Below are 26,650 nucleotides of genomic sequence, written 5' to 3'. Positions count from 1 at the left end.
GGTGTTTCATGTCGCTTCCTTTCAGGGACCGGAGGCCGGGCGCTTACGCGCCCGCCATCCAGTAGTCCTCGATGATGGTGATGTTGGAGGCCGTCAGACCTTCGCCGCGGATATGGATCGCGTCGTCGAAGCCCGAAGGATCTTCCAGGTAGATGATGACGTTCGGCCCGGCTTCGCGGATCTCGGCGACGGTGACGCCGGACATCAGCCCGATGGCATCCACGCCAACCTCGAAGTCGGTGATGGTGTCGCGTTCGCGCATCCCGTTCAGCGCCTCGGCGCCGAAGACGAAGACATCCGCGCCACCCAGACCTGTCATCGTCTCGTACCGGCCTTCGCCGGAGACGATGATGTCCGCCCCTTCCGTGCCGACCAGACGGTCCCGGTCGCCCTCGCCCACGATGATCGTGGCCTCGGGGGTGTCGATGACCGTGTCCTCGCGGTAGTTGAGGTTCTGGATCCGCTCGTCGCCCTCGGGCCCGGTGTCCTCCTGGTTGAAGGCCATGGTGTCCTGCCCGAAGAAGTCGTCCAGGTATTCGGCCAGCGCATCCTGTTCCGTGCCGTTGTCGGCAAAGGTCGCATCGCCGGTCCGCACACCGTCTTCGGTCAGAACCACCTTGTTGATCCGGTCCAGCGTCGCCTGGTCCGCCACCTCGCCGACCGTCGGGTCGGTGTTGGTGTTCGGGAAGGGATAGCCATCGCCCGCACCGATGAAGTTGCCCGCATCGTCGAACCGCGGCTGCGACAGGAAGTCGAGCGTCACAACCCGGAATTCCTGAAGCGCATCGCCAAAGACCTCTCCGTCGCGGACAAGCACGGCGATGTCGTTGCCATCGGCATCCGTGATCGCTGCATTGACCACCCGCGCCCCCGACGGCAGGTCGGGATCGAAGGAGAACTGCAGACCCGAGATCTGCGGGAAGCGGCCCGACACACCTGGAAGCGCGCTGACACCATGTTCAAGGATGTCGACCAGTTCCTGCTTGGTCAGGGTCAGGATGGCGAGGCCGTTGTTGAACGCCAGCGCCGTGGCGATGTCGTTCTGGCTGATGCCACCTTCGGCCTTGACCACGTTGCCGTCGCTGTCGCGGACTTCCTGGTTGGCCACCCGTTCGAACCCGGTCCCACCCGGAGGCACGACCGTTTCGCCGATCGACGCCCGGATGCCACCGCCGTTCTTGATCGACACGACGACCGTGTTATCGATGATCTGCGCGGCCGCCAGGTTGGCGTCGGCGGTCAGGTTGCCAAGGTTGGTTTCCTGCGTCCGCACCCCGTCCGGATCCCCGTCCGAGAAGTCGCCCGCCCGGTTTCCGTTCAGGAAGACATCCGAGTACCCGAAGACATTGCCTTCGGTCGCGACGATCTGGTTTTCGATCGCGTCGACGATCGCCTTCACCTCGGTGTCGACCAGCCCTTCGGCACCCAGATCCGCCACGCCCTGCGCGTCGGTGGCATAGGCACCGGACACGGCAGCATCATAGCTGTCGGGGATGATGTTGCCGTCGCTGTCGAAGTCGATGACCAGGCGACCAACGTACTTGTAGCTGCCGTCGGTGTTGACGATAGCGGTGTGGGTGCCGCCCGCGTTGTCGACGATGATCGGATAGGTGCCCTGATCGGTGTCGCCGTCGCGGACCCGGTCGTCTTCGTCGAAGAGCCGGGTGTTCGACCCGCCCGCCACAATCACGTCGACATCGACCAGCCGCGCGGCCAGCTCCTGCTCGATCGAGATCTGCTGCATGTGGGCCAGAAGGATCACCTTGTTCATCGACGGGTTCGCCGCCAGCAGGGCATCGACCTCGGCCTGGATCTGGGCGGCGAGCGCATCAAGCTGCTCGGGCGTCGGATCCGTGTCGAAGGGCGCGGGCGAGATCCCGATGCCGCCGGGGCTCGAGATCGAGCCAAGCGTGGGGGTCGTTGCACCGACGATGCCCAGCAGCTCTCCGCCCTTTTCGATCACGGTCGAGGAGGTCACGACATTGCCCTGCGGCGCCTGCCCCCCGGCCACCTCGAGCGGCGCCATGTTGGCATCGGTCGAGAAATCGAGGTTGGACGACAGGTAGGGCATGTTGGTGCCGGTAAAGTCCTGGCCATCCAGCGCCGTGCCGGAAAGGGCCGAGAAATCACCGGGGGCCGAGCCGTCGATCAGCGCCGCCAGATCAGCGGTGCCCTTGTCGAACTCGTGGTTGCCAAGCGCGATGGCCTCGAAGCCCATCTCGTTCTGCAGCTGGATGTCCGCGATACCGGCCGACCCGAAGACCGCGGCCGAGGCATCGTAGAACAGACCCGGGATCACCGCATCGCCCGACGACAGGCGCAGCGTGTTGTCCGCCACACCGTCATTTCCGATATCCTGCGCCTCAAGCGCGTTCAGCACGGCCGAGGTGTTGATGATGTCGGTGAAGGTGCCCAGCAGGTTCAGCGGCTCCTGGTCGGTGACGTGCAGGATTTCCAGCGTATAGACGACCGGTTCGTCCACCGGCAGGGCACCGGGGGTGCCGACGGCCGCCTGACCTTCGTCGTTCAAGGTGTCGGTCGCATAGGCCCCGAACACACCGGCGTAGGAGAACATGCCAAGGACCGGATCATAGGACTGGCCACCGGTCAGTTCCGCGTCCGGGTAGGCTTCGAAGTCCAGCACCGCGCGCACCTCGGCATCCCCGAAAAGGATCGTCGCGGCATCGCCGCCCTGCCCCAGACCCGCGCCATCGGACCAGCCGATCTGCACGTCATCCCCGATGTGATTGCCCCAGACCGCTTCGAACCCGGCGATCCCGCCTTCGTCGTCGATCACCACCACGACCGATTCACCCGGCGCGATCGAGGTGATGCCGAAGATCATGTCCGCATCCACCGCCGAGGCGCTTTCGTCATCGTAGTATAGGTCGGGGTCGATGCCCGCGACCCAGGCGACGTCCCCGAAGTTCGTTATCTCGATCCAGTCAGAGGTCAGGTTGCCGCCCGGTTCATTGCCTGGCCAGATTTCGGTGATCTGCAGATCGAAGCCATAGTCGGCGGGGTCCAGCGGGTCGGGGTTGGTGCCGCCCTCGCCGAAGTCACCCGGATCGCTCGGTTCTTCGAAGGTCAGCTCGAACACCGAGGTGGTGCCGCTCTCCTCGTAGGACACGGCGATCTCGGTCCGACCGGTCGCGCTTTGCTCGGGCGGGATGACGGTGATCACCTCGGGGCGATAGTCGGCGTTCGCGACGCCGTTGACATAGCTCAGGAAACGCGGATGTGCGGGGTTCGACACCTCGAAGAGGAACAGGCCGCTGTCGCGCTCCATCCCGACGATCGCGACCATCCGGCCTTCGACCTCGGCAATCGCGATCGCTTCGGGTTCAGGACCCTTGGCGTCCGACCGGCCGTCGTCGCCGACCGGGTTGTCCTGCGTCGCGTCATGCGAGTTGAACCGTTCCGGGAAGTTGGCGGCGATGTACTGTTCGAAGAAATCACCGCTGTCGAAGACCACGTTGCCCGCATCGTCGAAGATGGTGAAGCTGCGCGTGCCGTAGCTGTAGAGTTCGTCGTAGTCGCCATCCCCGTCGATGTCGCCGTCGATGCTCGAGACCTCGAGCCGACCAAGGTTCTGTTCCTGCTGCAGCTCGGCCGCATCGGGGAAGGCCGTGGGGTCAAGCGTCAGATCCTCGACCCGTGCATCGGCGTCACGGGCGTCGCCTTCGTTCGCTGTGGCATAATAGGTCTTGCCGTCCACCACGAAGGTCGCGATCGCATCGGGCATCCGAAGGCCCTGCACATTCCAGGTCTGGATGTTGATCCCGCCGTCCTTGTCCGACGCATCAAGCCCGTTGCCTTCAATCGAATGATCGACGGTGCCAAGCGGCCGGATTTCCGTCACGGTTTCGGTCACCGGGTCGATGATCGCGACGGCGTTGGCTTCCTGCAGCGTCACGATCAGCTCTCCGGTCTGCGGATCGATCGCGATGTATTCCGCTTCGAAATCGGTCGAAGGCAGCTTGCCCGGGAAGATCCGGACGCCTGCCTCGCGCAGCGCGTCGACCTGGGCATCAAAAGCATCGAAGCCCACCATGGAAACGGTCGAATTGGCCAGCACATCCGCCAGCGTGACGATCGCCACGCCGCCCTTGGGATCGATGACCTCGCCCGGTTCGCCTTCGATGGCGACATAGACCTGCGCCCCGTCACCCGAGAAGGTGACCATGTCCGGCCCGATACCGATGTCCAGCGCGGTCATGTTGGTCAGGTCGTCCGCCGGGATCAGCGCCAGCTTGCCGGCACCTTCACCGTTGCCCAGCACCACGGCGACAAGACCGTTCTTGACCGCGACCGAGGTGATGCCACCCAGACCGGCCAGGTCGATTTCATCCACCTTGCCCTCGGCCAGCGTGAAGACGTCGATCCGGTTGGCTTCGCCGTTGGTGACATAGAAGCGGCCGTCCTCGAAGGCGACGACCTCGGACCCGGCAGAGCCGACGAGCGAGTCGAACTGCGCCAGCTGGGTCACGTTCAACCCGGCCAGATCCAGCCCCACGACGATGGGGTCGTGATCGGACGACCGGTAGGCGTCGTCAGAGTAGATGTCGCCCGGGCGCCCGAAATCCAGGTTGTAGTCGATGGCGTCCGGCTCGTCCGCATTGATGTTCCACACGGTCGCGCCGGTCACCTTGCCCGCCAGCCCGCTTGAGGCCAGCGCATGATCCAGCGACCCGGTCTGCCCGTCGAAGACGTAGGAATAGGCGCCGGGGGCGTATTTGCCGACGAGGTTGGTGTAATCGTCCGCCGTGCCCGCGATGCCGTCCGCACCCGCTTCGATGGCGCGGATCGGGTCTTCCTTGGCATAGGCGTTCAGGTCGCCAAGGATGATGTAGCCATCGTCACCCGCACCCGTCGGATCGGTTTCCAGCCAGTCGACCAGCGCTTCGGCCGCATCGGTCCGCGTCTGGTTGTTGTTGCCCTGTCCGTCGCCGATCGCATCTTCGCCCGGCAGGACAGACCCCTTGGACTTCAGGTGGTTGACCACGGCGGTGAAGCTTTCGCCGCTGGCGATTTCGGTAAAGCTCTGCGCCAGCGCCGGACGCTGGACGCCTTCGGTCTGGAAGCGCGCATCGACGGTTTCGTCAAGGATGGCAAAGTCGCCGTTCAGCGTGACCGTGGTGTAGTCATAAAGGAAGCCGACCTTGATCGCGTCGCCTTCCAGCGCGCCGCCCATGGCGCCTTCGATCGGACCCGCGTCGACGTAGGCATAGGTGCCGCCCGCCGCGTTCAACGCATTGGTCAGCGCCATCAGCGACACCGACCCAAGCGGGTCATTCTCGATTTCAATCAGGCCGACGACATCCGCGGCCACCGCGTTGATCGCGGCGACGATCTTGGCTTCCTGGCGTTCGAATTCGGTCATGCCCGCATAGCTGAGGTTGTCGGCCCCGCGCGGATCCTGGTTCTGCGCCGGGCCGGTGTTGCCGTCCAGGCCGTCGATCGAGGTGAAATAGTTCAGCACGTTGAAGGCCGTGACCTTCAGCGTTCCGCCCACGTCCGCCGGGGCGGCATCACGGGTGTTGACCTGCGACAGCGTGCCTCCGGTCGGCTGGTGGATGCGGTATTCGCTTTCCTCGGACGAGCTCTGTTCGTCCTTCGAATAGCTCAGCACACCTGTCAGGCCGGAATAGACATCGCCCATCCGGACCACGTCGCCCTGATCCAGCGTCTCGTCGGTGCCAAGGCGGGGCACGGTGATCGGATCGGGGTTCTGCACGTTGGATCCGTCGTCCAGCACCAGCGACCGCGCCGCGACGTCCTTCAGGTGCTGTTGGTACCCTTCGACGCTTGGCAGGTTCGACTGGGTGAACTGCTCAAGCTGACCTTCCGAGCTGAGGCGCAGGGTGCCGAAACGATCCAGCTGGAACATCTCGGTGATGCTCATGTCTTCGGGAACGTTGACCAGCATGCCCTCGTAGGCCTCGAGGTTGGCAACGTAGTCGCCATCCGTGTCGACCAGGACCGTTGCCGTAGGGAATTCGATCGCGGTGGCCGTCGGTAGGGAGCCGGTGCCGTCGACGCTGACCGCGTCGGCGGTGATGCGCGTCTCGCCCTCGATCTCGCCAACGATGCCTTCAACCGTCACAACATCGCCGACCGAAACCGAGGCGTTGGAGGCCACGAAGACCCCTTCGGACGAAAACGCGTCGTCATCCGCGTCGGCGTCTTCCTCCTGGATGTAGAAGCCGCCCAGGCCGGGCATGACCTGGGTCACGACCGCCTGCACGCGGACCGCCGCGCCCAGAAGCGGGCTTTCGTCGGCCGCGCCCGAGGTGCCGACCAGCGTCCCGTCGGCCAGGTTCGTGCTGCCCTGGACGTCGTGGATGAAGTGATCGGCATAGGTGGTGCCGGATGTGAACGTGCCCGCGGTCGGCGTATTGACGGCCGGGTCGTTGTTGTAATCCGAAATGCCCCAGTCCTCGGGCGTGTCGGTGTCCGGGCCGGTCGAGACGCGATAGACGCCAGCGGGCAGATAGCTGCCGTCCGGCCCGACGACCGGCGCGTCCAGCGCAAAGCTGTCGCCTTCGCCGCCGTCGCTGACCCCGACGCTGTCGATGACAACCTCGGTTCCGGCGATGGAGCCGCCGATGATCGAGGCGGTTTCGACCAGCAGCAGGGTATAGCTGGAATTCTCGATTGAATTCTCGGGGATCACGATGTTCGGCGTCACGCCATAGGTCGTCGCGACCGAGGCGTTGCCCAGCAGCAGGAAGCCGTTTTCGCCCAGCACGTCACCCGCACCAAAGTCATACTGGAAATCGATGGTGCCGTTTGCCGCGCCCGCGTCGCTTTCCACGACGATCAGGCTCAGCCCGTCCAGCGATGCCGACGGCGCGCCGCGCAGTTCGATGAACTCGACGTCCGTGCTGGTGGTGCTGCCCACGACCTCGTTGATCAGGATCGGCTGTTCAACGCCGTACTGGGCCGTCGGGAAAGCTGTCGCTGCAGTTGCGTTGGTCGTCTCGCCGTCCAGGGCATCGGGGCCCGAAAACACCCAGTCAGCCGCATCGAACAGCGCCGACGGGCCGGTGCCCGGCTTGCGCGCCGCCCAGCCATCGACGTGGTCCCAGGCCTGCCCGGTGCCGTCGACGTCGATCTGGCCGAACAGGTCGACCACGACGTCGTTCATGAACAGCTCGATCGCGTCATCCCCGTTGATCGACGCCATGCCGCTGACGTAGGTCGGCGCAAAGCCGAAATAGGCCGTGAATCCATCGGTTTCGCTGGCGACGTAAATGTAGGTGCCCGCCGCTGCGGCCACGGCGGGGAAGGTAAATTCCTCTCCGTCGGTGCCCTGACCATTGTTGGCCGACCCCAGCCCATAGATCGACAGGTCCGCGACATCAGCGGCCACGTAGATTTCGATCGCCTTGGGTACACCGCCGGACAGCGGGCCGTCGATCACCCCCGTAATGACGAGATCGGACTTTGAGATGGCAGCAGAGGTCATGGAAATCTCCCGGGAATGTGATCACAAAACGTGACATTGGCGTAACGCCACGAAATGCGGCGAAATTTGGGCCGTCGTAGCAGCGCCGTGTGACAGTTTTCCTTCAAGTCCACGAAGGTTTTCCGACGGTCGCAGGATCGGCGCCTACGGTCTGCATCACCGGGCGATCTGGCATGAGATCGCGGTCGCGCGCTCCTGTTCCACTATTGACTTCAATGACATACAGGTATGGACATGCGCATTGTGTGCTGACGGCGCTTCGGACAAAGTCTTGCCGGATCCCTCGACAGACCTCGCAGGACAAAGGTGCCCACCAACCAGAATGCGTCCGATTTGTGGCGACGGTGACGCGACAGAGTCCCCTGCCGGGCGGCATGAAGTTCCCCGGGTTGTCCACCCACCCGACGCAGGAAAAACCCACCCACACGCCACTGCTTGACGCTAGGTGATTCGAATTCCTGCAAGGCCAAACCTGCAGAAATGTCGGCCGGACACGTCCACGGGTTTTCAACGCCAGACCAAGCTGGCCCCAAAGTTCCGCGCCAGGCGCAGCATTCTTGCCACAGAAATGGAACCGCACGAACAAAGCGAACGAAAAAAATGAAGCCAATTACATTAAGTTAGTCGCCACTTGGTTAATGGGCTTTGCGTCGCGGAACTATGTCGGACCATTTTTGTGTCAGCCCCCTGTCAAGCCCCCATGAATTCGTCTATCTACGCCGAAAGACGTCGATTGTATTTCGGAGCAATGGAAATGAAAGCCGCGATCACTTGCCAAGTTGATCTGATGGTGACGGCGAATTCGGGTCAGGTCGCACAAAGCCGACTGGCTGACGGTCTGAGGAAACTGGCCGCCCAGATCGAGAACGACCAATGCGATATCGGCGCCCAGCCCTGGTCCGACGACCAGAAGCTGTGCCTGGGTCGTTTGAACCTGCGCTACTTGGAACTTGACCGCGAGGATGAGACATCGGCCGAGCATCTCATCCCCTCGGGCACGAACTTGTCGAGCATGAAAAAGGCGCACAGAACGCCTGATCGGAAAATGACCCTTGTCAGCTCTCATCGGCCGATTGCACCGGCGGACTGACAGCGGGCTGTTGGACAGTGACACCCCGGCGACCTGACCACTGATGACGACAATGGCGCGACCTGACCACAGGTGGCGCCATTTTCAATTCGGGCCAAGACCGGTGTCACAACTATGCGTCATGCATTTAATTATTTCACCTCCCTATCCTAGCGAATAAAAAAATTTCAAAACGAAAAGGACTGAAGACACATTCTGACGCAAGGATCAGTCTTCCCGACCGATCTTGTCGCGCTGCCTATGGTCGTCAGAAAGCATAAAGATCCCGCCCCGGACTCCCGCCAAATGCCGGGCGCACAGGTATCGAATAGGCCCTAGACCACTCAGAATTTTCCGCCTGAACGACCGAAAGGGCGCGGCCTGCCCTGCTGACCCCGTCCAGATCATCAAAATTGATGCAGGCTTGCGTCACTTAATCAGCTGGCTAAGGTATCCCGATAAAGTAAGGGAGGAGACTTTATGCTCAAGCAAGTCATTGGGGCCGCGATCGGCCTTGCCGTCATGTCAGGTGCAGCCCAGGCCACCGAAAAGATGCGGATTTCGCTTCAGCTGCCGCTGACCAGCCACCTCGGCCAGAACCTGAGCCTTTTCGAAAAGGAAGTGGAAGAGCGCACCGGCGGCGCCATCGATGTCGAGATCTACGACAGCGCCACGCTTTACAAGGACAAGGAAGTGCCCGCCGCCGTCGGCTCGGGCGCGATCGAGGCCGGCGTGGCCTCGCTGACCCGTTACGTGGGTGACGCGCCGGTGGTGGATGTCTTCTACATGCCGTTCCTGCTGAATTCCGAAGACAAGGTGCGCGCGGCCGTGGCCAAGGGCAGCCCTGTCCGGACCACCATCGAAGACGAGGTCGCCAAGACCGGCGGCCAGATCCTGTACTGGCAGGCCTACGGTGGCGCGGTCATGCTGTCGAACGGCGGCCCGATCAAGACGCCCGAGGATCTGAAGGGCAAGAAGGTCCGGGTCTTCGGCAAGACCCTTGGGGATTTCGTCACCGCCGCGGGTGGCGCGCCGACGCTGATCTCGGGCTCGGAGCAGTATCTCGCCTACCAGCGTGGCACCGTCGATGTCGGCATGACCGGCGTGTCCGGCGTCAAGTCCCGCAAGCTGTGGGAAGTCATGGACACCATCACCGTCACCAACCACGCCGATATCGAGTTTGTCGTCGTCGTGAACACCGACTGGTGGAACGGCCTGTCCGAGGAACTGCAGGGCCAGGTCTCTGAGGCGGCCGAAGTGGCGCAGGCCGATGTCCGCGATCGCATGTCGCAGATCGAGGCCGACGCCTATGCGGCCGCCAAGGAAAACGGCATGACCGTGGTTGAACTGTCCGACGAAGACCTGGCCGCGTGGAAAGCCGTGGCCCAGCCGGTCTACGACGAATACCTCGCCGCTGCCGGTGACGCGGGCCAGACCGTGCTCGACGCCGCAGGCAAGTGACCTGACCCCAACCCGGAACGGGCGGCCCCCGGGGGTCGCCCGACAGGATGCCCCCATGACCTTCGTGACCACCCTATCCCACTTGGCCGGGCTTCTGGGCGCCTGCCTTCTGGCGGCGACCGGGGCGATGCTGACCTACGAGGTCATCGCGCGCTATTTCTTCATCAAGCCGACCATCTGGGCGGCCGAACTGAGCCAGCTGAGCCTGATCTGGGGCTGCCTGCTGGCCATGGCCTGGGTGCTGTCGACCTATCGCCACATCACCGTCAACGCGGTCACCAACATGCTGCCCCGTCCCATCCAACAGGTCTGCGTCGCCTTTTCGCTGATCGCAATCATCGTCTTTTCGGTGATCGTCACCTACTGGGGCTGGGACATCTTCCATGACAGCTATGTCCGGGGCCGCCTGACCGGGTCGATGCTGAACATGCCGATCTGGATCAGCGAACTGTCGGTGCCCGTGGGCTTTGGCCTGCTGACCCTTCAGGCGGTCGTCGAACTGATCGGCCTACGCCGCACCGGCCTCACCACCCTGGGGAGCAGCCACGAATGACCATCATCCTCATCCTGGTCTGTCTCTTCATCCTGCTGCTGGTCGGCGTTCCCGTGGCCTTTTCCCTTGGCGGCATGGGGCTTGGCATGCTGATGCTGGGCGGCTTTTCCCCGCTGATGGCTCCGCAGGCGATCCTGTCGACGCTCGACGGGTTCATCCTGCTCGCCGTGCCGCTGTTCCTGCTGATGTCGAACGTGCTGCTGAAGGGCGGCGTCGGGCGGGATCTGTTTGCCGCCGTGCAAGCCTGGGTCGGGCACTGGCCCGGCGGGCTGGCAGTGGCGACGATCCTCAGCTGCGGGCTCTTCGCGGCGATCTCGGGGTCGTCGGTCGCGACCGCCGCCACCATCGGCACCGTCGCCATTCCCGAAATGGTCAGCCGGGGCTATGACCGCCGGTTCGTCTACGGTCTGCTCGCCGCAGGCGGCACCCTTGGGATCCTGATCCCACCGTCGATCCCGATGATCGTCTTCGGATTTGTCGCCGAGGAATCCGTGATCGCGCTGTTCCTGGCCGGGATCGGGCCGGGCATCGTGCTGGTCTGTCTGTTCATTGCCTTCGCCATGGTCCACGCGCGGTTTTCCGACAGCTATACTCCCATGCCGAAATCAACCTGGGCGGAACGGCGCGCCGCCACGATGCGCGCCCTGCCCTCGCTGGCGCTGGCGCTCTTGATCATCGCGGGGCTCTATTCCGGGGCCTTCACCCCGACCGAAGCCGCCGCCGTCGGCTTTGCCGCCGCGCTCGTTATCACCGCCTTCATCCTGCGCACGCTCAGCTGGGCGGGCCTGTGGGACGCGATCCGTGACAGCGCGGCGACGACCACGGCGATCCTGCTGATCATCGCGGGCGCCAAGATCTTCGGCAAGGCCATCGCGCTCTATCGCATTCCGCAGGACATCTCGGCCTTCATCGCGGCCAATATCGACGGGGCGGTGATGTTCATCCTGCTGGTCTCGGCGGTGCTGCTGCTGATGGGGCTGGTGTTCGAGGCGCTGTCGATGATCCTGATCATGACGCCGGTGCTGCTGCCCGCCGCCATGGCGCTTGGCTTCGATCCGGTGTGGTTCGGGATCTTCATGGTGATCATGGTCGAATGCGCGCTGATCACGCCGCCCGTGGGCTTGAACCTCTATGTCATCCAGTCGGTGGCGCGGGCCTCCATGGGCGATGTGGCACGTGGGGTCCTGCCCTTCCTGGGGCTGCTTTTGTTAACGGCGGCAATCCTTTATGTCTGGCCCGACCTCGCCCTCTACATCCCGTTCAAATGGTGATCCGATGACCCAAACCGCCAAGCTGCGCAGCCTTCTGCAACAGGACAAATGCCATATCATGCCCTGCTGCTTCGACGCGCTATCCGCCCGGCTGATCGCGCAGGAAGGGTATGAGCTGACCTTCATGTCCGGCTTCGCGGCCTCGGCGTCACGCATCGGCGCGCCGGACCTTGGCCTGATGAGCTATGGCGAGGTTGTCGATCAGGCGCGCAACATCACCGAAACCCTGCCGATCCCGCTGATTGGGGACGGCGACACCGGCTATGGCAACGCGATGAACGTGCGCCGAACGGTGACGGGATTTGCCCGCGCGGGCTGTGCCTCGGTGATGATCGAGGATCAGCTGGCCCCGAAACGCTGCGGCCACACGCCGGGCAAGGCGGTGGTCGGGCGGGACGAGGCCTTTGACCGGATCCGCGCCGCCGTCGATGCCCGCGAGGCGCTGCGGGCCGAGGGCGGCGACATCCTGATCCTTGCCCGCACCGACGCCCGGCACGAACATGGTCTGGCCGAGGCCATCAAGCGTGCGGAAACCTTCGCCGAACTGGGTGCCGACATCCTGTTCGTCGAAGCCCCCCGGACCGAGGCCGAGATGCGCGAGGTCTGCAATTCGCTGCCCGGCCCCAAGATGGCGAACATCGTCGAGGGCGGAGAGACCCCCGACCTGTCGAACGCCGCCCTGCACGACATCGGCTTTTCCATCGCCGCCTACCCGCTGACACTGATGGCGGCCGCGATGCAGGCGATGGTCGACACGTTGCGCGGCATGAAGGGGGATACCCGGCCCGGGCTGATGGATTTTGCCGACCTGCGCGACCGCATCGGCTTCAACGATTACTACGCCACGTCCGAACGGTACGATACCTCGCGGCGCTGACAAACGGGCGGTCCCCGCCCCACCACAGGAGAGCATCCATGAAACATTTCACCCTGCTGACCGGCGCCGTCGCGGCGCTTGCCGTCACGGCCACGGCGGCCTTCGCGGAAACCCGCGTGACTTACAAATCGGCCAAGACCGGGTCGTCCTATTATCAGATGGGCGTGCAGATCGCCGAGGCGATGAAGGCGAATTCCGACATCATCGTCACGGTCGAGGAAAGCCAGGGCTCGGTCCAGAACGTGATGGAGGTCCGCGCGCGCGGCGGTGACTATGTCTTCACCACGCCGCCCGCGCTGGTCGGTCTGGCCCAGGGTGGCAAGGCGATGTTCGAAGGCAAGGGCGATCCGTCCTTCGCCGAGATCCGTGCGCTCTTTCCCATCCCGTCGCTGACCATGCACTTCGTGGCCCGCGCCGATGCAGGGATCGAAACCCTGGCCGATCTGGAAGGCAAGCGGCTTCTGCTGGGCAAGGGATCCTTCGGCGCGACCGAGGGCGAGAAGTACCTCAAGCTCTTTGGCCTTGAAGGCAAGGTCGAACTGGCAGAGGTCGAACTGTCGAACGCCGTGCCCGCGCTCAAGAACGGCCAGATCGACGCCTTCGTGACCGCCGGCTCCTACCCCGCGCCGAACGTGATCGAGGCCGCTGCCTCGACCGGCGTGACGGTCTTGTCGCTGGACGACAGCCAGATCGAAGCCTCCAAGCGGTCGCGCCTTGTCATCCCGGCGGGCACCTACGCGGGCCAGGACGCCGACATCGTCACGACCTCTCTGCCGGTGGTGGCCTTCACCACGACCAAGATGGACGACGAAACCGCCTATCAGCTGACCAAGACCTTCTGGGAAGGCAAGGCGGCCATGGCTGGAAGCGCGCCCTGGTGGAACGGCGTGGACGAGGCCCTGATGGCCAACATCAGCGGCAAGATCCACCCGGGCGCCGTGCGCTATTACCAGGAAGCCGGAATGGCCTTGTCCGACGATCAGATGTAAGGCAGGTCACAGACGCGATTGGCCGGGCCCTGCGCCCGGCCTTTTTTGTAAGGACAGACAAGATGTTGCAGGATGACACCCCGATCCGGTTCCGCGGGCTTTGGCTGGGACTGGCGGCGCTGCTTGTCGCCTTCCACATCGGGCTGATCTTCTGGGGCCTCGCCCCCAACCTCGTGTCGCGGCCCCTGCACATGGCGCTGGTTCTGCCGTGGATATTCATTTTCGGCGCCCGCACCCGCCTGCACCTGATCACGGGCATCCCGCTGGCCGCGCTTGGGATCGCCGCATCCATCTGGATCGCCCTGAACCACGAGATGCTGGGCGACCAGTACGGGTTCCTTGAAACCCCCTTCCAGATCGCCATCGCCGTCGCCCTTCTGGTCTGCGTGATCGAGGCCGCGCGCCGTGCCATCGGCTGGCCCCTGCCGCTGGTCGCGGTCCTGTCGCTGGCCTACGCGATGCTGGGACAGCACATCCCCGGCGAATTCGGCCATTCCGGCACCCCGGTCAAAAGCTTCCTCGGCACGATGACCATCGCCGAGGGCGGCATTTGGGGCACGTTGACTGCCGTATCGGTCGGGGTCGTGTCGATCTTCGTCATCTTCGGGGCCGTGCTGAACGCGAGCGAGGCCGGACAGGGCTTCATGAACGTGGCTGCCGCTGCGGCCGGGCGGCTCAAGGGCGGCGCGGCGAAGGTGTCGGTGATCTCTTCGGCGCTGTTCGGGTCGATCTCGGGGTCGGCCTCGGCCAACGTCGCCTCGACCGGCGCGATCACCCTGCCGGCGATGACCGGCCTTGGCTATCCCCGCCGCCTTGCCGGCGCGGTCGAGGCCGTGGCCTCCTCGGGCGGGCAGATCATGCCGCCGCTGATGGGGGCCGGCGCCTTCGTGATGGTCGAACTGACCGGCATCCCCTACACCGGCATCATGGCCGCCGCCGCCCTGCCCGCGCTGCTGTATTTCCTGGCCGTCTGGTTCGGCATCAACGCCTATGCCAGCCACACCGACCTGCGCGGGATCGACGCCGCCGACCAGCCCAGCCTGCGCGATGTGGTCGTGACCTCGGCCTTCTTCCTCGTGCCGTTCACCGTCCTGCTCTGGGGGATGTTCGGCATGGGGGTCACACCGCAATACGCCGCCTGCCTTGCGATCGGTGCGGGGGCGCTGTTGCTGCCGTTCAACCGTCACCTGACGGTGAACTGGGGCGAATTCCGGATCCGTGTCGAACAGGCGCTGCTGACCTCGGCCCGGCAGGTCGCCATGATCGCCGCGATCATCCTGTGCGCCTCTATCGTGATCGGGGTGCTGTCGGTCACCGGCCTTGGCGTCAAGATCACCTCTCTGATCCTGTCGGGGGCCAGCGGCATGCTCTGGTCGGCACTGCTGCTGACGGCGCTCGCCTGCCTGATCCTGGGGATGGAGGTGCCGACGACCGCCGCCTATGTCATCTGCGTCTCGGTCGCCGGGCCTGCGCTGATCGAACTGGGGCTGGAGCCGCTGCAGGCGCATCTGTTCGTCTTCTGGTACGCGCTGCTGTCGACGATCACCCCGCCGGTCTGCGGCGCGGTCTTTATTGCCGCCGGCATGGTCGAGGAAAACTGGCTGCGTGTCGCCAAGACTGCGATGGCACTTGGCGTGGGGCTTTACATCATCCCGCTTGGCATGATCGCGAACCCCGGGCTTCTGGCCCTGACGGACGCGCCGGTCGCCGCCCTGATCGCTTTCCTACGCGTGGCCGTCGGCCTTGGCCTGATCTCCTACGGGCTGATCGCGATGCGCCGACCGCTGGCCAAGATCGGCCTGACGGCGGCGGGTCTTGCGGTGATCTTCGCGCCGATCTGATCAGATCCAGCTTGCGCGGCTCAGGCCGCCGGCGCCGCCAGCGCGGCCTCTATCGCGTCGCGCATCTGGGCCGAGGTCGGTTCGGTCCGGCTGGACATCCAGCTGATCACCTGGCCATCGCGACCGATCAGGTACTTGTTGAAATTCCACCGCACGCGATGCCCGGTTTCCGCGGCCGCCCATTTGAAGAACGGGTCCGCCTCGCGCCCGATGACATGCACAGGCGCCGTCAGCGGAAAATCGACCCCATAGGTGAATTCGCAGAAATCCTTGATCTCGCTGGCTTCGTCGTACTCCTGCCGGAAATCCGTCGACGGCGCGCCGATCACGATCAGGCCCCGGTCCCGATAGTCTTGCCACAGGGACACCAGCCCTTCGTACTGTGGCGTGAATCCGCAGAACGACGCCGTGTTGACCACCAGCAGCACCTTGCCCTGCCATTGCGACAGGGGCATCGGCATCCCGTCAAGAGAGGTGAAGGTGAAATCCCAGGCCCGACGCGCGTTATTCGCCGCGGCCACGGGTCCTGACAGAACGGCCGCAGCGCCAAAGGCCGCCCCACCCAACATCGCGTCTCTCCGGTTCATCATGCGCCCTCTCTTGCGGCTGTCTGTCGGCCTGCGTTTCACGCCCTTGCAGAGACCGGCAGCGGCGTGGACCACGCCTGAGGCCAAGATAGCACGCTTCTTCCACAGGTCCCGTGTCACACAAAAAATGTGATCGCCGCCCGAACCGGCAGCGACTGTCCTCTCCCCCGGTACATTCGATACGTCGGGGCGCCATTACGATCCGCAGCAATGGCGTGATCCCGCCTTCACGTCGATGCGCGCTTCGAAATTGTTGCCAGAATCAAGGTAAAGTGCATTAATTTTATAGATTGTTTGTAATTATTGTTAAATTCGGAGCGTGTGATGAGTGTTCGCATCAACGAGATTTCCGTGTCCACCACCAGCGTGGATGTTGAATTCATAGAATTTTTCGGCGAACCGGGGGAAAGCCTGGATGGGCTGACCCTGATCAGGCTGTCTGGCACGGGGACCGTCATGGCGGCCTTCGACCTGGCGGGTCGCATCGGTGCGAACGGGTATCATCTGATTGCCAATTCGGAAACCGAAGCCGATTTCGGGGTCACCGCAAACCAGTCCATTGCGTTGAACGCGCTTTCCAACAGTTCGGCCAGTTTCCTGCTGGTGAGGGACTTCACGGGCAGCATCGGGGACGATCTGGACCCGAATGACGACGGGGTGATCGATTTCATCCGCTGGTCCGAACTGGCAGATGGCGTCGCGGTGATCGATGACGACGCACCGCGGGTCTACACCCCGAACGTCATCGGCCCCGACGGGTCTTTCCTCGCGCCGGGCGGCTATCGCCCCACCCCGGCGTCGGACAGCTTCGTGATGCACGATTTCGCGGATTTCTCGCAATACACACCCACCGCCGGCACCGAAGTCATGATCAACGAAATCTCGATCTCGACCACCGGAACTGACCGCGAATTCGTCGAATTCCTTGCCCTGCCGGGCACGGACCTGACTTCGTATTCGCTGATCGCGGTGGACGGCAACGGGGAAATCCGGACTGTTCTTGACCTGGAAGGCAGCGCCGGCACCGGCAATGGCAAGTACCTCGTGGCCAACGGTGTCACGCAGGGCAATTTCAATGTGCAGGCCGACCAGACGATCCCCGACAACTTCTTCACGAATGCCTCGCGCAGTTACCTTCTGGTCCAGAATTTCAGCGGCGCCGTGGGCGACGACATCGATGCGAACGACGACGGAACGATCGACGCCATGCCCTGGACCAAGGTCTCCGACAGCGTTGCCGTCGTCAGCGGTGACACGCCGCTTGTCTATTCGCCGAATGTCGTGGGCCCCGACGGGCCGTTTCTGGCGGCTGGCGGATACCGCAACCACGCGGGCGACGGCAGTTTCCAGATGCACGCCTTTTCGGACTTCTCGAATTACACGCCCGAGGCCGGATCACCCGTCTACATCAGCGAAATCTCGGTCTCGACCACCGGCACGGATGCAGAGTTCATCGAATTGCGTGGCGCGGCGGATCTGGACCTGTCGACTGCATCGCTGATCGTGCTTGCCTCGGGCGGCCAGGTCGCACGGCAGATCGACCTTTCGGGGACCATCGGCAGTAACGGCTACTTCTTGCTGGCATCGCCGCAGACCGAAGGTCTGTTTGGTGTCACGGCCGATCAGGGCATGGCGAACAACACGCTGACCAATGCGTCCCGCACCTATCTGCTGGTCGACGGGTTCACGGGCAGCTCCGGTGACGACCTTGATACGACAGACGACGGCATACTGGATGTCGGCGCCTGGTCGCGGCTGTATGACTCCGTCGCGGTGGTCGATGACGATGCGCCCGTGACCTATTCGCCGAACATCGTCGGCCCCGACGGGGCCTTCCTGGCCGCCGGGGGCTATCGGACCCTGAACGGTCTGGGCAGTTTCGAGATGCACGATTTCTCGGATTTCAGCCTGTACACCCCGACCTCTGGACAGGTGACCACGCAGCTGGTCATCAACGAGATCTCGGTATCGACCACCGGGACGGACCGCGAGTTCATCGAATTTGCCGGAGATGCCGGGCTGGACCTGTCGAATTACACGCTGCTCAGGCTGGACGGGACCGGGCTGATCCGCAGCGCGATCGACCTGACCGGACGGGTCGGCGACAACGGCTATTACCTGGTGTCGAGCCCCCAGGCGATCTCGACCCTCGGGGTCATCGGCAACCAGTTGATCCCGGACAATTCCTTCGCGAACTTTTCCGCGACCTACCTGCTTGTCGAAGGGTTCACCGGCGCCGTGGACGACGACGTCGACACGGACGACGACGGCATCATCGACGCGGCGGTCTGGACCGACATCCAGGACAGCGTCGCGGTGATCGACGACGACAGTCCCTTGGTCTACAGCAGCAACGTCGTCGGACCTGACGGAAACTTTCTGGCGGCAGGCGGCTATCGCTCGCCCGATATCGTCGGCGGCTTTGTCATGCATGCCTTCGGCGACTTTTCAGACTACACGCCGACCGCCGGAACCTATGCCGCGCCCGTGGTGATAAACGAGCTCGTGGTGTCGACCACAGGAACGGATGCCGAGTTCATCGAACTGCTGGGCGATGCAAACGTCAATATCTCGGACCTGTCGATCCTGACGATCGATGGCACGGGCGAGATCCGGACAGTCCTCGACCTTGAAGGGCAGACGGGTGACAACGGGTACTACATCCTGGCAAGCCCCGAAGCCGAAGCCCAGTTCGGCGTGACCCCCAATGCCGCCATTGCCAACAACACCTTTTCGAATGGCTCGCGAACCTACCTGCTGGTCGAGGATTTCACCGGCACCGTCGGCGACGATATCGACGTGAACGACGACGGGGTCGCCGACGCCTGTCCCTGGGCCAGCATCTGGGACGGGGTCGCGGTGATCGACGATGATCTTCCCGGCATCTACACCAACAACGTCATCGGGCCGGACGGGACCTTCCTGGCGGCCGGGGGATACCGCAACCCGGAACGTACCGGTGATTTCGTCATGCACCACTTCGGGTCCTTCGTGGCCTACACGCCGGTGTCGGGAACCGGCGATACCATCGGGGACGGTGGTGTCGGCGAAACACCGGCCGAGCTGTTGATTTCCGACGTCCAGGGGGCCGGCACCGCATCGACGCTGGTTGGCGATCTGGTCGCGATCGAAGCCATTGTCGTCGGGGACTTCCAGGACGGCGATGCCGATACCCTGCGCGACCTCGGGGGCTTCTTCCTGCAGGAAGAGGCCGTGGATCACGACGGAAATGCGCTGACTTCGGAAGGGATCTTCGTCTTCGACCGCACGATTTTCGGGCCGGACGTGCAGCTTGGCGACCGGGTTCGCGTGGTCGGGACGGTCGAGGAATTCTTCGGCGAAACGCAGATCCGGGCAAGCACGGTCCAGGTGCTGGACGCGGGCGCCGTGGCCGACGTCAACACCATGGCCGTGTCGCTGTCGCTGGACACCATCGACGGCGTGATCGTCGACGGCGCCGGAAACTACGCCCCGGACATGGAAGCCTGGGAAGGCATGCTGGCCACGTTCAGCGACACGCTGACCGTGAACGAGATGTTCCAGCTGGACCGGTTCAACGAGATCCGCCTGTCGGCCAACGGTCGCCCCGAACACTTCACCCAGTTCGCCGATCCTGATCCCGCCGCCTTCGATGCCTACCAGCGCACCACAGCCTCCGACCAGATCATCTTCGACGACGGCCTTGATGTGCAGAATGCGCCGATCCTGCCCGAAGCCGACCTGAACGGCGACGGGGTTTTCGACACCTCGGACGGGTTCACCATGGGTGACACGATCACCGGCCTGACCGGGGTCGTCACCTATTCATCGGCCGGCAACAGCGCCTCGGCCGAAAGCTGGCGGGTGCGCAGCGTGGATGACGGGAACGTCTTCGAAGACACCGCCCCGCGCCAACCCACGCCCCCGGACATCGGCGGCAGCCTGACGATCGCAAGCTTCAACGTGCTGAATTTCTTCACCACGCTGGACGTGTCGGGAAATCCCGGGTCCGGGCCTTCGTCGCTTGATCCCAGGGGGGCTGACACGGCGGCGGAATTCGACCGCCAGATCGACAAGCTTCTGACCACGCTGGTCGATATGCAGGCCGATGTCTTCGGGCTCGTCGAGCTTGAAAATGAATTCGGCTATGACCAGAACGGTGACGGGTTCGTCGCCCTCAGCTTCCTTGTCGACGAACTCAACGCGCGCCTCGGCAGCGTCACCTACGCCGCCGTGGACCCGGGCCGGGGTTTCGTGGACACCGGCGACGCGATCTCGGTCGGCATGATCTACAACGTCAACACGGTGGCCCTTGTCGCCGACAGCGTGCACATCCTGGATGACAGCGTCGTGGCCACCCTGTCGGGCAGCTATCCCGCATCCCTGTTCGACGGCACCGACACGAACCGCGCGCCCCTGGCCGCGACCTTCGTGGATCTCGCCTCGTCCGAGGACTTCACCGTCTCGGTCGTCCACATGAAATCCAAGGGCGGATCGGGCCTCGGGGACGATGCCGATCAGGGCGACGGCGCCGGAGCGTTCAACGCAACCCGGACCGCCGGGGTCGAGGCGACACAAGAGTGGCTGTCGACTTTCGCCGACGAGGATCTGATCGTCATCGGCGATTTCAACGCCTACGCGCAGGAAGATCCCATCGACGCCATGGCGGCCGGCGGCTTCACCAACCTGGGCGAAACCTATTCGCCCGGGGAAACCAGCTATGTCTTCGACGGCAAGACCGGAACGCTGGACTATGCCTTCGGCTCGGCCGGGGTGCTCGACAACGTCACTGGCGCGGCCACCTGGTCGATCAATGCCTCCGAACCCGATGCGATCGACTACAACCTCGATTTCGGGCGGGACCCGGCGATCTTCGATGGCCTAACTCCTTATCGCACCTCGGACCACGATCCCATTCTGGTCGGGCTTGAGTTCGCCCCGACCTTCAACCTGGTCGCGGGAACCGACCGAGGCGGTCTGACCTACGGCACGGACGGTCGCGACTGGATCGACGTCGGCGGCGGTCTGGGCGATATCATCTTCGGCCTGGCCGGAGACGACGTCTTCGACTTTACCGCCAACATGTCGAACGGGCTGCGAGACACCACCACCATCCGCGATTTCGCCGCCGCCGATGCGATCTTCGGTTTCGAATATGCCGATATCGATCTGGCCACCCTGACCAACGATGGCAGCCTCATCCGCTTTGCCTACGGACCGGACGGCGACGTCCTGAACCTGCTGGGCGAGCTGCCCGCAGACGAAACGGCCCTGTTCTGGCACCTGGCATGATGTCCCGCCCACGATATTTCCCCTCTCTCAAGGAGCCTCAGATGTTTTCCCGATCCATCATGTCACGCATTTTCAGTCTGCTTCTGGCGCTTTGCGCGCTGTCGCATCCCGCAGGCGCAACGCCGGCCTATTCGGTCGCCACCGATCCCCTCATGACGGCAAGCGGCACGTTGACGGCGGATGAGTTGGGACTGTTGGGAATGGACGACCTGACCACGTCGCCCTTGATCACGTTCGACGCCCTTCCAGGCCTAACGGCGGGATCTCTCAACGGATCCGACGGAACGACGACGATCTATTCCAACAATTTGCTTGGCATCGACATCTCCGGCGACAGCCTCTGGGCGCTGTTCGTGACCGATGGCTTGTCCTATTTCGCATTCAATTTCATGGGTCCCTTGGCCGGAATCGATGCCGCCTTGAACGACACGGCGGACGCCATAAATCCGGCCGGAACCCTCAAGATCTACGAGGCGACGCTGAACGCCGTGCCCCTGCCTGCACCAGCGCTGCTGCTGGTCGCCGGGCTCGGCGCCCTGGCCGCGCTGCGCAGACGCAAGAGGTCATGATCAAAGGCTTTCCAATAGGCTGGAAAGACGTTGGCTGAACCTTGATGGATCGGAAAAGTGACATAAGCCACTGAATAATGGCGGAGACGAAGGGATTCGAACCCTCGAGACGGTTACCCGCCTACTCCCTTAGCAGGGGAGCGCCTTCGACCACTCGGCCACGTCTCCGTCGACGGGTATAGCCGCGCAGGTCCAAGGGATACAAGGCGAAATTGGAGGCTTTACGTTCGGGCGGTGCGGCCGTGTCTCACCACCTGATCCGGGCCGCATCGATTGGCTTGGATACACACCGCAACGCGGTGCCGGCAATGGCACCCGGACGTTGCAGGGCCGCGTCTTGCCGCAACCGTTCATCCTTCCGCCGACCAGGCGCCGTGGCACAACCCGTCCGACATCCCGACGGCACCGCTGGCCACATCGACGGTCGCGCCATTCTGACACTACACCGCCCCTTGCCCAGCATCCCTTCCGTCTCTGCAGCGCCCCGCAGGCCCGCTAGCCGGTCGGGCGGGTCAGGAACCAGTCGTAGGTTCGGCGGATGCCGTCCTCGAGCATGACCTTGGATTCCCAGCCCAACCGATCCAGCCGGGAACTGTCCAGCAGTTTGCGCTGCACCCCGTCCGGCTTGGTCGTGTCCAGCGTCAGCCGCCCCGAAAAGCCGGTGACCTTGGCGATGACCTTGCACAGGTCCCGGATCGACACATCGCGCCCGGTGCCGATGTTCAGGTGCCCGAGCGTCGGATCGACCGCGCGGACGTAATCGGATGCCGCCATGTCCAGCACGAAAAGCACCGCGTCCGCCAGGTCGTCCACGTACAGGAAATCGCGCAGCGGCTTGCCCGTGCCCCAGATCGCCAGCCGGTCGTCCCCGGCCTGCACGGCGTCATGGAAGCGGCGCAGAAGTCCCGGCACAACATGGCCCCTGTCGGCATCGAAATCGTCGCCCGGACCGTAAAGATTGGTCGGCGTGACACAGCGATAGTCGCGACCATGTTCTGCGCGATACGCATCGCAAAGCGCGATCCCGGCCAGTTTCGCCATGCCGAAGGGCGCGTTGGTGGCGTCCAGCCGGCCCGTCATCAGCATCGGTTCCTTCATCGGCTGTCCGGCCGCCTTGGGATAGACCTCGGACGCGCCGATGTAGATCAGGCGGTCAACACCCGCGCGGTGCGCCTGATGCACGACATTCGCGGCCATGATCATGTTCTGGTACATGAAATCCGCCGGGTGCGCGGCGCGATCCGCGATCCCCCCGGTGCGCCCTGCTGCCATGATCACCACGTCCGGCGCCTGGCTTTGCATGAACTGGCGGACGGCCAGCTGGTTGGTGAGGTCCACCTCGGCATCGGTTCGGGTCAGGATCCTCTCCCCCCGATCCACCAGTCGCTGCAGGATTGCACTGCCGACCATACCGGTGTGGCCAGCAAGAAAAACCTTCATGAAGGACCTTACCTCTCCTCAGCCCACCCTAGTTTTCGATCGACACCGGCCCGTCCAGCCCGTGCTCTTTCAACAGCGCGTGACGGCGGGCGGACATCAGGTCCTGCGCCACCATCTCGGCGCACATCTCCTGCGTGGTGATCTCGGGCACCCAGCCCAGCTTCTGCTTGGCCTTCGAGGGATCGCCCAGCAACGTCTCGACCTCGGCCGGACGGAAGTAGCGCGGGTCGATCTTCATCACCACGTCCCCGACCTTCAGCGCGGGGGCCATGTCGCCCTCGATCGCCGTGACCGTCGCGATCTCGTCCACGCCCTGACCCGAGAATTCCAGCGTCAGGCCCAGCTCGGCGGCGGTCCAGCTGATGAACTCGCGGACCGAATACTGCACACCCGTCGCGATCACGAAGTCGTCCGGTGCGTCCTGCTGCAGCATCATCCACTGCATCCGCACGTAATCCTTGGCATGGCCCCAGTCGCGCAGCGCGTCGATGTTGCCCATGTGCAGGCATTGCTCAAGACCCTGCGCGATGTTCGCCAGTCCGCGGGTGATCTTGCGGGTGACGAAGGTTTCGCCACGGCGCGGGCTCTCGTGATTGAAGAGGATCCCGTTGCAGGCATACATGCCATAGGCCTCGCGGTAGTTCACCGTGATCCAGTAGGCGTACATCTTGGCCACCGCATAGGGGCTGCGCGGATGGAAGGGGGTCGTTTCGCGCTGCGGCACCTCCTGCACCAGCCCGTAAAGTTCGGACGTCGAGGCCTGGTAGAACCGCGTCTTCTTTTCAAGCCCCAGGAACCGGATGCCCTCAAGCAGGCGCAGCGTGCCCATGGCGTCGACGTCGGCGGTGTATTCCGGGCTTTCGAAACTGACGGCGACATGACTTTGCGCACCAAGGTTATAGACCTCGTCCGGTTCGATATCCCGCAGCAGACGGGTCAGGTTCGAACTGTCGGTCAGGTCGCCGTAGTGCAGGTGCAGGCGCGGGTTCGGCTCGTGCGGGTCCTGGAAGATGTGGTCGATCCGTGCGGTGTTGAAAGACGACGCGCGACGCTTGATGCCATGAACCTCATAGCCCTTCTGCAGCAGAAACTCGGCCAGGTAGGACCCGTCCTGCCCGGTGATGCCGGTGATCAGTGCGCGTTTGGTCATGATCGTCTTCCCTTCGCAATACCCTGCCCCTTCACCTACTAGGCCACCCCGGGGATGGGAAGCGTCAAGCCGCCCCGGGTCGGCGACTCGGGACGCAGAGGATCACAGGATGCCGCCCAAATGCGGCAGTTTTTGGTTAATCTGTCTTAACCTCTTCTCACCCTTCGTCCGGGCGGGCAAACTGGTGCCATAACGACGGATGGGGGTGTCAGGCTCATGATCATTGCGGAATCCATCGGCTTCGCCGCGACGCACAGCATCACCGAGATCCTGAGCGCGGTCGATGAGGTGGATGTCAGCCACGGCAGTCAGCACTTTGCCGACAAGTCCCCGATTGGCCAGGGGTCACAATCGCCCGAGGACTTCGTCACCTCGATGGCGCAGGCCAGGGACGATGGCCGCCACCCGGTCGCCCTGCACACCCTGTTCCATCCGCAGCAGCTGAAACCGGCCATCGAGGCAGCAGGGGGCAGCTATTGGCTTCTGGTGCGCGATCCGCTGGCACAGATCGAAAGCTGTTATGCATGGATCGCGCGGCAGACCCTGACGGGCAGTGCGCCGCATTTCCTGCAGGTCCTGAACACCTCGATCGCGGCCCTGCCACCTGCGGGCGTTCAGGCGTCCCTGCCGAACGCGCTGTACTACTACGCCATGAACCACGTGCTCAGCTTCAATTTCCTCGCCGTGGGCCTCGGCGCGCCGACCCGCAAGATGGAAGACCTGCTGTCGGATGAGGCGGCATTCCGAGAAGCTTTCGAGCTGGCGGATGATACGCCCCTGCCCCACTTTGACGGCAACAGCGTGCACCGCGCCTCGCATCGCGCCCGCAAGGAGGTCGACGCCCTGGCCGAACCCGAGCGCGAGGTGATCCAAGATCGCTATACCCTGAATTTCGGCGGGCGGGATTACCGCCTTGCCGACATGCAGATGCTGCTGGGGTATTAGGCGTTGAAGAGGAAGTGCAGGACGTCGCCGTCCTTCACGATGTATCCCTTGCCTTCCGCCCGCAGCTTGCCCGCGTCCCGCGCGCCCGTTTCGCCTTTGCAGGCGATGTAGTCGTCGTAGGCCACGGTTTCCGCGCGGATGAAGCCCTTTTCGAAGTCACCGTGGATCACACCAGCCGCCTGCGGTGCGGCCGTGCCCTGACGGATCGTCCAGGCGCGGGCCTCTTTCGGGCCAACGGTGAAGTAGGTCTCAAGGTGCAGCAGGTCATAGCCCGCGCGGATCAGACGATCCAGGCCCGGCTCTTCCAGACCCATTTCGCCCAGGAACATCTCGGCCTCGTCGGCCTCGAGTTGCGAAATCTCTTCCTCGATCCGGGCCGAGATCACGACATGGCTGTTGCCCTGCGCCTCGGCCATCTTGGCGACGGCGGCGGAATGGTCGTTGCCGGTGGCGCTTTCATCCTCGGCCACGTTGCAGACGTACAGCACCGGCTTCGTCGTCAGCAGCTGCAGCATCTTCCAGGCCTTGGCGTCCTCGGCATCGACTTCGACCACGCGGGCGGGCTTGCCGTCTTCCAGCGCCGCCTGTGCGGCCGCCAGCAGGCGATCCTGTTGCGCCGCATCCTTGTCGTTGCCCTTGAGCTTGCGGACCAGGTTGGCGCGGCGCTTTTCGATCGACTCGAGATCAGACAGCATCAGCTCGGTCTCGATCGTCTCGGCATCGGCCACGGGGTCCACCCGTCCCTCGACATGGGTCACGTCACCGTCTTCAAAGCAGCGCAGCACGTGGGCGATGGCATCCACTTCGCGGATGTTGGCCAGGAACTGGTTGCCCAGCCCCTCCCCCTTGGACGCGCCTTTCACAAGGCCCGCGATGTCGACAAAGGTCATCCGGGTCGGAATGATCTCTTTCGACTTGGCGATCTCGGCCAGCTTGTCGAGCCGCGCATCGGGCACGGCGACTTCACCGACGTTCGGTTCGATCGTGCAGAACGGAAAATTCGCGGCCTGCGCGGCGGCAGTCCGGGTCAGAGCGTTGAACAGGGTGGATTTGCCCACGTTCGGCAAGCCCACGATCCCCATCTTGAAACCCATCTGATCCCCCTAAAGCTGGTGTCCGGCGCCTCATACGCCGCGGCGGGGGGCGGTGCAAGGGA

The 26,650-nt window shown here is 63.8% G+C and carries 15 protein-coding genes and 1 tRNA gene; 10 read left to right on the top strand and 6 right to left on the bottom strand.

The annotated features are described in order from the left end of the window. Positions 1 to 43: 43 nt before the first annotated feature. The gene (locus E4S58_RS12595) at positions 44 to 7,471 is read right to left on the bottom strand and encodes an ExeM/NucH family extracellular endonuclease (protein ID WP_136636740.1); all 7,428 of its coding nucleotides are present in this window, start codon (positions 7,469 to 7,471) and stop codon (positions 44 to 46) included. A 754-nt stretch (positions 7,472 to 8,225) separates the two neighbouring features. Between E4S58_RS12595 and E4S58_RS12590 the strand changes: the two genes are divergently transcribed. The 7 genes from E4S58_RS12590 to E4S58_RS12560 all read left to right on the top strand — a co-directional run bounded on the left by E4S58_RS12590 (position 8,226) and on the right by E4S58_RS12560 (position 15,532). Then, positions 8,226 to 8,561: a hypothetical protein gene (locus E4S58_RS12590; RefSeq protein WP_136636739.1), complete on the top strand. Its 336-nt coding sequence runs from the start codon at positions 8,226 to 8,228 to the stop codon at positions 8,559 to 8,561. A gap of 459 nt (positions 8,562 to 9,020) precedes the next feature. Next, positions 9,021 to 10,001 (top strand): TRAP transporter substrate-binding protein, encoded by a 981-nt coding sequence (locus E4S58_RS12585; RefSeq protein WP_136636738.1) that lies wholly within the window; start codon positions 9,021 to 9,023, stop codon positions 9,999 to 10,001. 55 nt (positions 10,002 to 10,056) lie between these two features. Continuing rightward, positions 10,057 to 10,554, top strand: a complete 498-nt coding sequence (locus E4S58_RS12580; protein WP_136636737.1) for a TRAP transporter small permease — start codon at positions 10,057 to 10,059, stop codon at positions 10,552 to 10,554. Next, complete coding sequence (locus E4S58_RS12575; protein WP_136636736.1) at positions 10,551 to 11,825, top strand: TRAP transporter large permease; 1,275 nt, start codon at positions 10,551 to 10,553, stop codon at positions 11,823 to 11,825. The genes E4S58_RS12580 and E4S58_RS12575 overlap by 4 nt, the downstream gene beginning before the upstream one ends. 4 nt (positions 11,826 to 11,829) lie before the next feature. Next, positions 11,830 to 12,702, top strand: coding sequence for an isocitrate lyase/PEP mutase family protein (locus E4S58_RS12570; RefSeq protein WP_136636735.1), 873 nt, complete (start codon positions 11,830 to 11,832; stop codon positions 12,700 to 12,702). 38 nt (positions 12,703 to 12,740) lie between these two features. Continuing rightward, entirely contained in the window at positions 12,741 to 13,691 is a 951-nt protein-coding gene (locus E4S58_RS12565) for a TAXI family TRAP transporter solute-binding subunit (RefSeq protein ID WP_136636734.1), read from the top strand. Between the two features lie 62 nt (positions 13,692 to 13,753). Continuing rightward, the gene (locus tag E4S58_RS12560; RefSeq protein WP_136636733.1) at positions 13,754 to 15,532 is read left to right on the top strand and encodes a TRAP transporter permease; all 1,779 of its coding nucleotides are present in this window, start codon (positions 13,754 to 13,756) and stop codon (positions 15,530 to 15,532) included. Positions 15,533 to 15,552: 20 nt separating this feature from the next. Here E4S58_RS12560 and E4S58_RS12555 read toward each other — a convergent pair whose 3' ends face one another. Further along, positions 15,553 to 16,122, bottom strand: a complete 570-nt coding sequence (locus E4S58_RS12555) for a glutathione peroxidase (protein WP_240789544.1) — start codon at positions 16,120 to 16,122, stop codon at positions 15,553 to 15,555. Positions 16,123 to 16,443: 321 nt separating this feature from the next. Here E4S58_RS12555 and E4S58_RS12550 point away from each other — a divergent pair, with 321 nt between their 5' ends. Further along, positions 16,444 to 21,390: an ExeM/NucH family extracellular endonuclease gene (locus tag E4S58_RS12550; protein ID WP_136636732.1), complete on the top strand. Its 4,947-nt coding sequence runs from the start codon at positions 16,444 to 16,446 to the stop codon at positions 21,388 to 21,390. Between the two features lie 41 nt (positions 21,391 to 21,431). Next, a complete protein-coding gene (locus tag E4S58_RS12545; RefSeq protein ID WP_169052666.1) occupies positions 21,432 to 21,959 on the top strand; it encodes a VPLPA-CTERM sorting domain-containing protein in 528 nt (175 codons plus the stop codon). A 78-nt stretch (positions 21,960 to 22,037) separates the two neighbouring features. Here the strand turns inward: E4S58_RS12545 and E4S58_RS12540 are convergent. The 3 genes from E4S58_RS12540 to gmd all read right to left on the bottom strand — a co-directional run bounded on the left by E4S58_RS12540 (position 22,038) and on the right by gmd (position 24,549). Further along, positions 22,038 to 22,127, bottom strand: a tRNA-Ser gene (locus E4S58_RS12540). A gap of 327 nt (positions 22,128 to 22,454) precedes the next feature. Then, positions 22,455 to 23,399: a GDP-L-fucose synthase family protein gene (locus E4S58_RS12535; RefSeq protein WP_136636730.1), complete on the bottom strand. Its 945-nt coding sequence runs from the start codon at positions 23,397 to 23,399 to the stop codon at positions 22,455 to 22,457. Positions 23,400 to 23,427: 28 nt separating this feature from the next. Beyond that, the gene (gmd, locus tag E4S58_RS12530) at positions 23,428 to 24,549 is read right to left on the bottom strand and encodes a GDP-mannose 4,6-dehydratase (RefSeq protein ID WP_136636729.1); all 1,122 of its coding nucleotides are present in this window, start codon (positions 24,547 to 24,549) and stop codon (positions 23,428 to 23,430) included. Positions 24,550 to 24,765: 216 nt separating this feature from the next. On the opposite strand from gmd, the gene E4S58_RS12525 reads away from it, so the two are divergent. Beyond that, the gene (locus E4S58_RS12525; protein WP_136636728.1) at positions 24,766 to 25,494 is read left to right on the top strand and encodes a hypothetical protein; all 729 of its coding nucleotides are present in this window, start codon (positions 24,766 to 24,768) and stop codon (positions 25,492 to 25,494) included. Here the strand turns inward: E4S58_RS12525 and ychF are convergent. Then, positions 25,491 to 26,588, bottom strand: a complete 1,098-nt coding sequence (gene ychF, locus E4S58_RS12520) for a redox-regulated ATPase YchF (RefSeq protein WP_136636727.1) — start codon at positions 26,586 to 26,588, stop codon at positions 25,491 to 25,493. The two genes, E4S58_RS12525 and ychF, sit on opposite strands and share 4 nt — an antisense overlap. Between the last annotated feature and the right edge of the window lie 62 nt (positions 26,589 to 26,650).

The sequence above is a fragment of the Pseudooceanicola onchidii genome (genome assembly GCF_004959925.1).
Lineage (GTDB): Bacteria > Pseudomonadota > Alphaproteobacteria > Rhodobacterales > Rhodobacteraceae > Pseudooceanicola > Pseudooceanicola onchidii.
The sequence above is the reverse complement of the archived record's forward strand: the minus strand, read 5'-3'. Positions and strand labels throughout refer to the sequence as shown.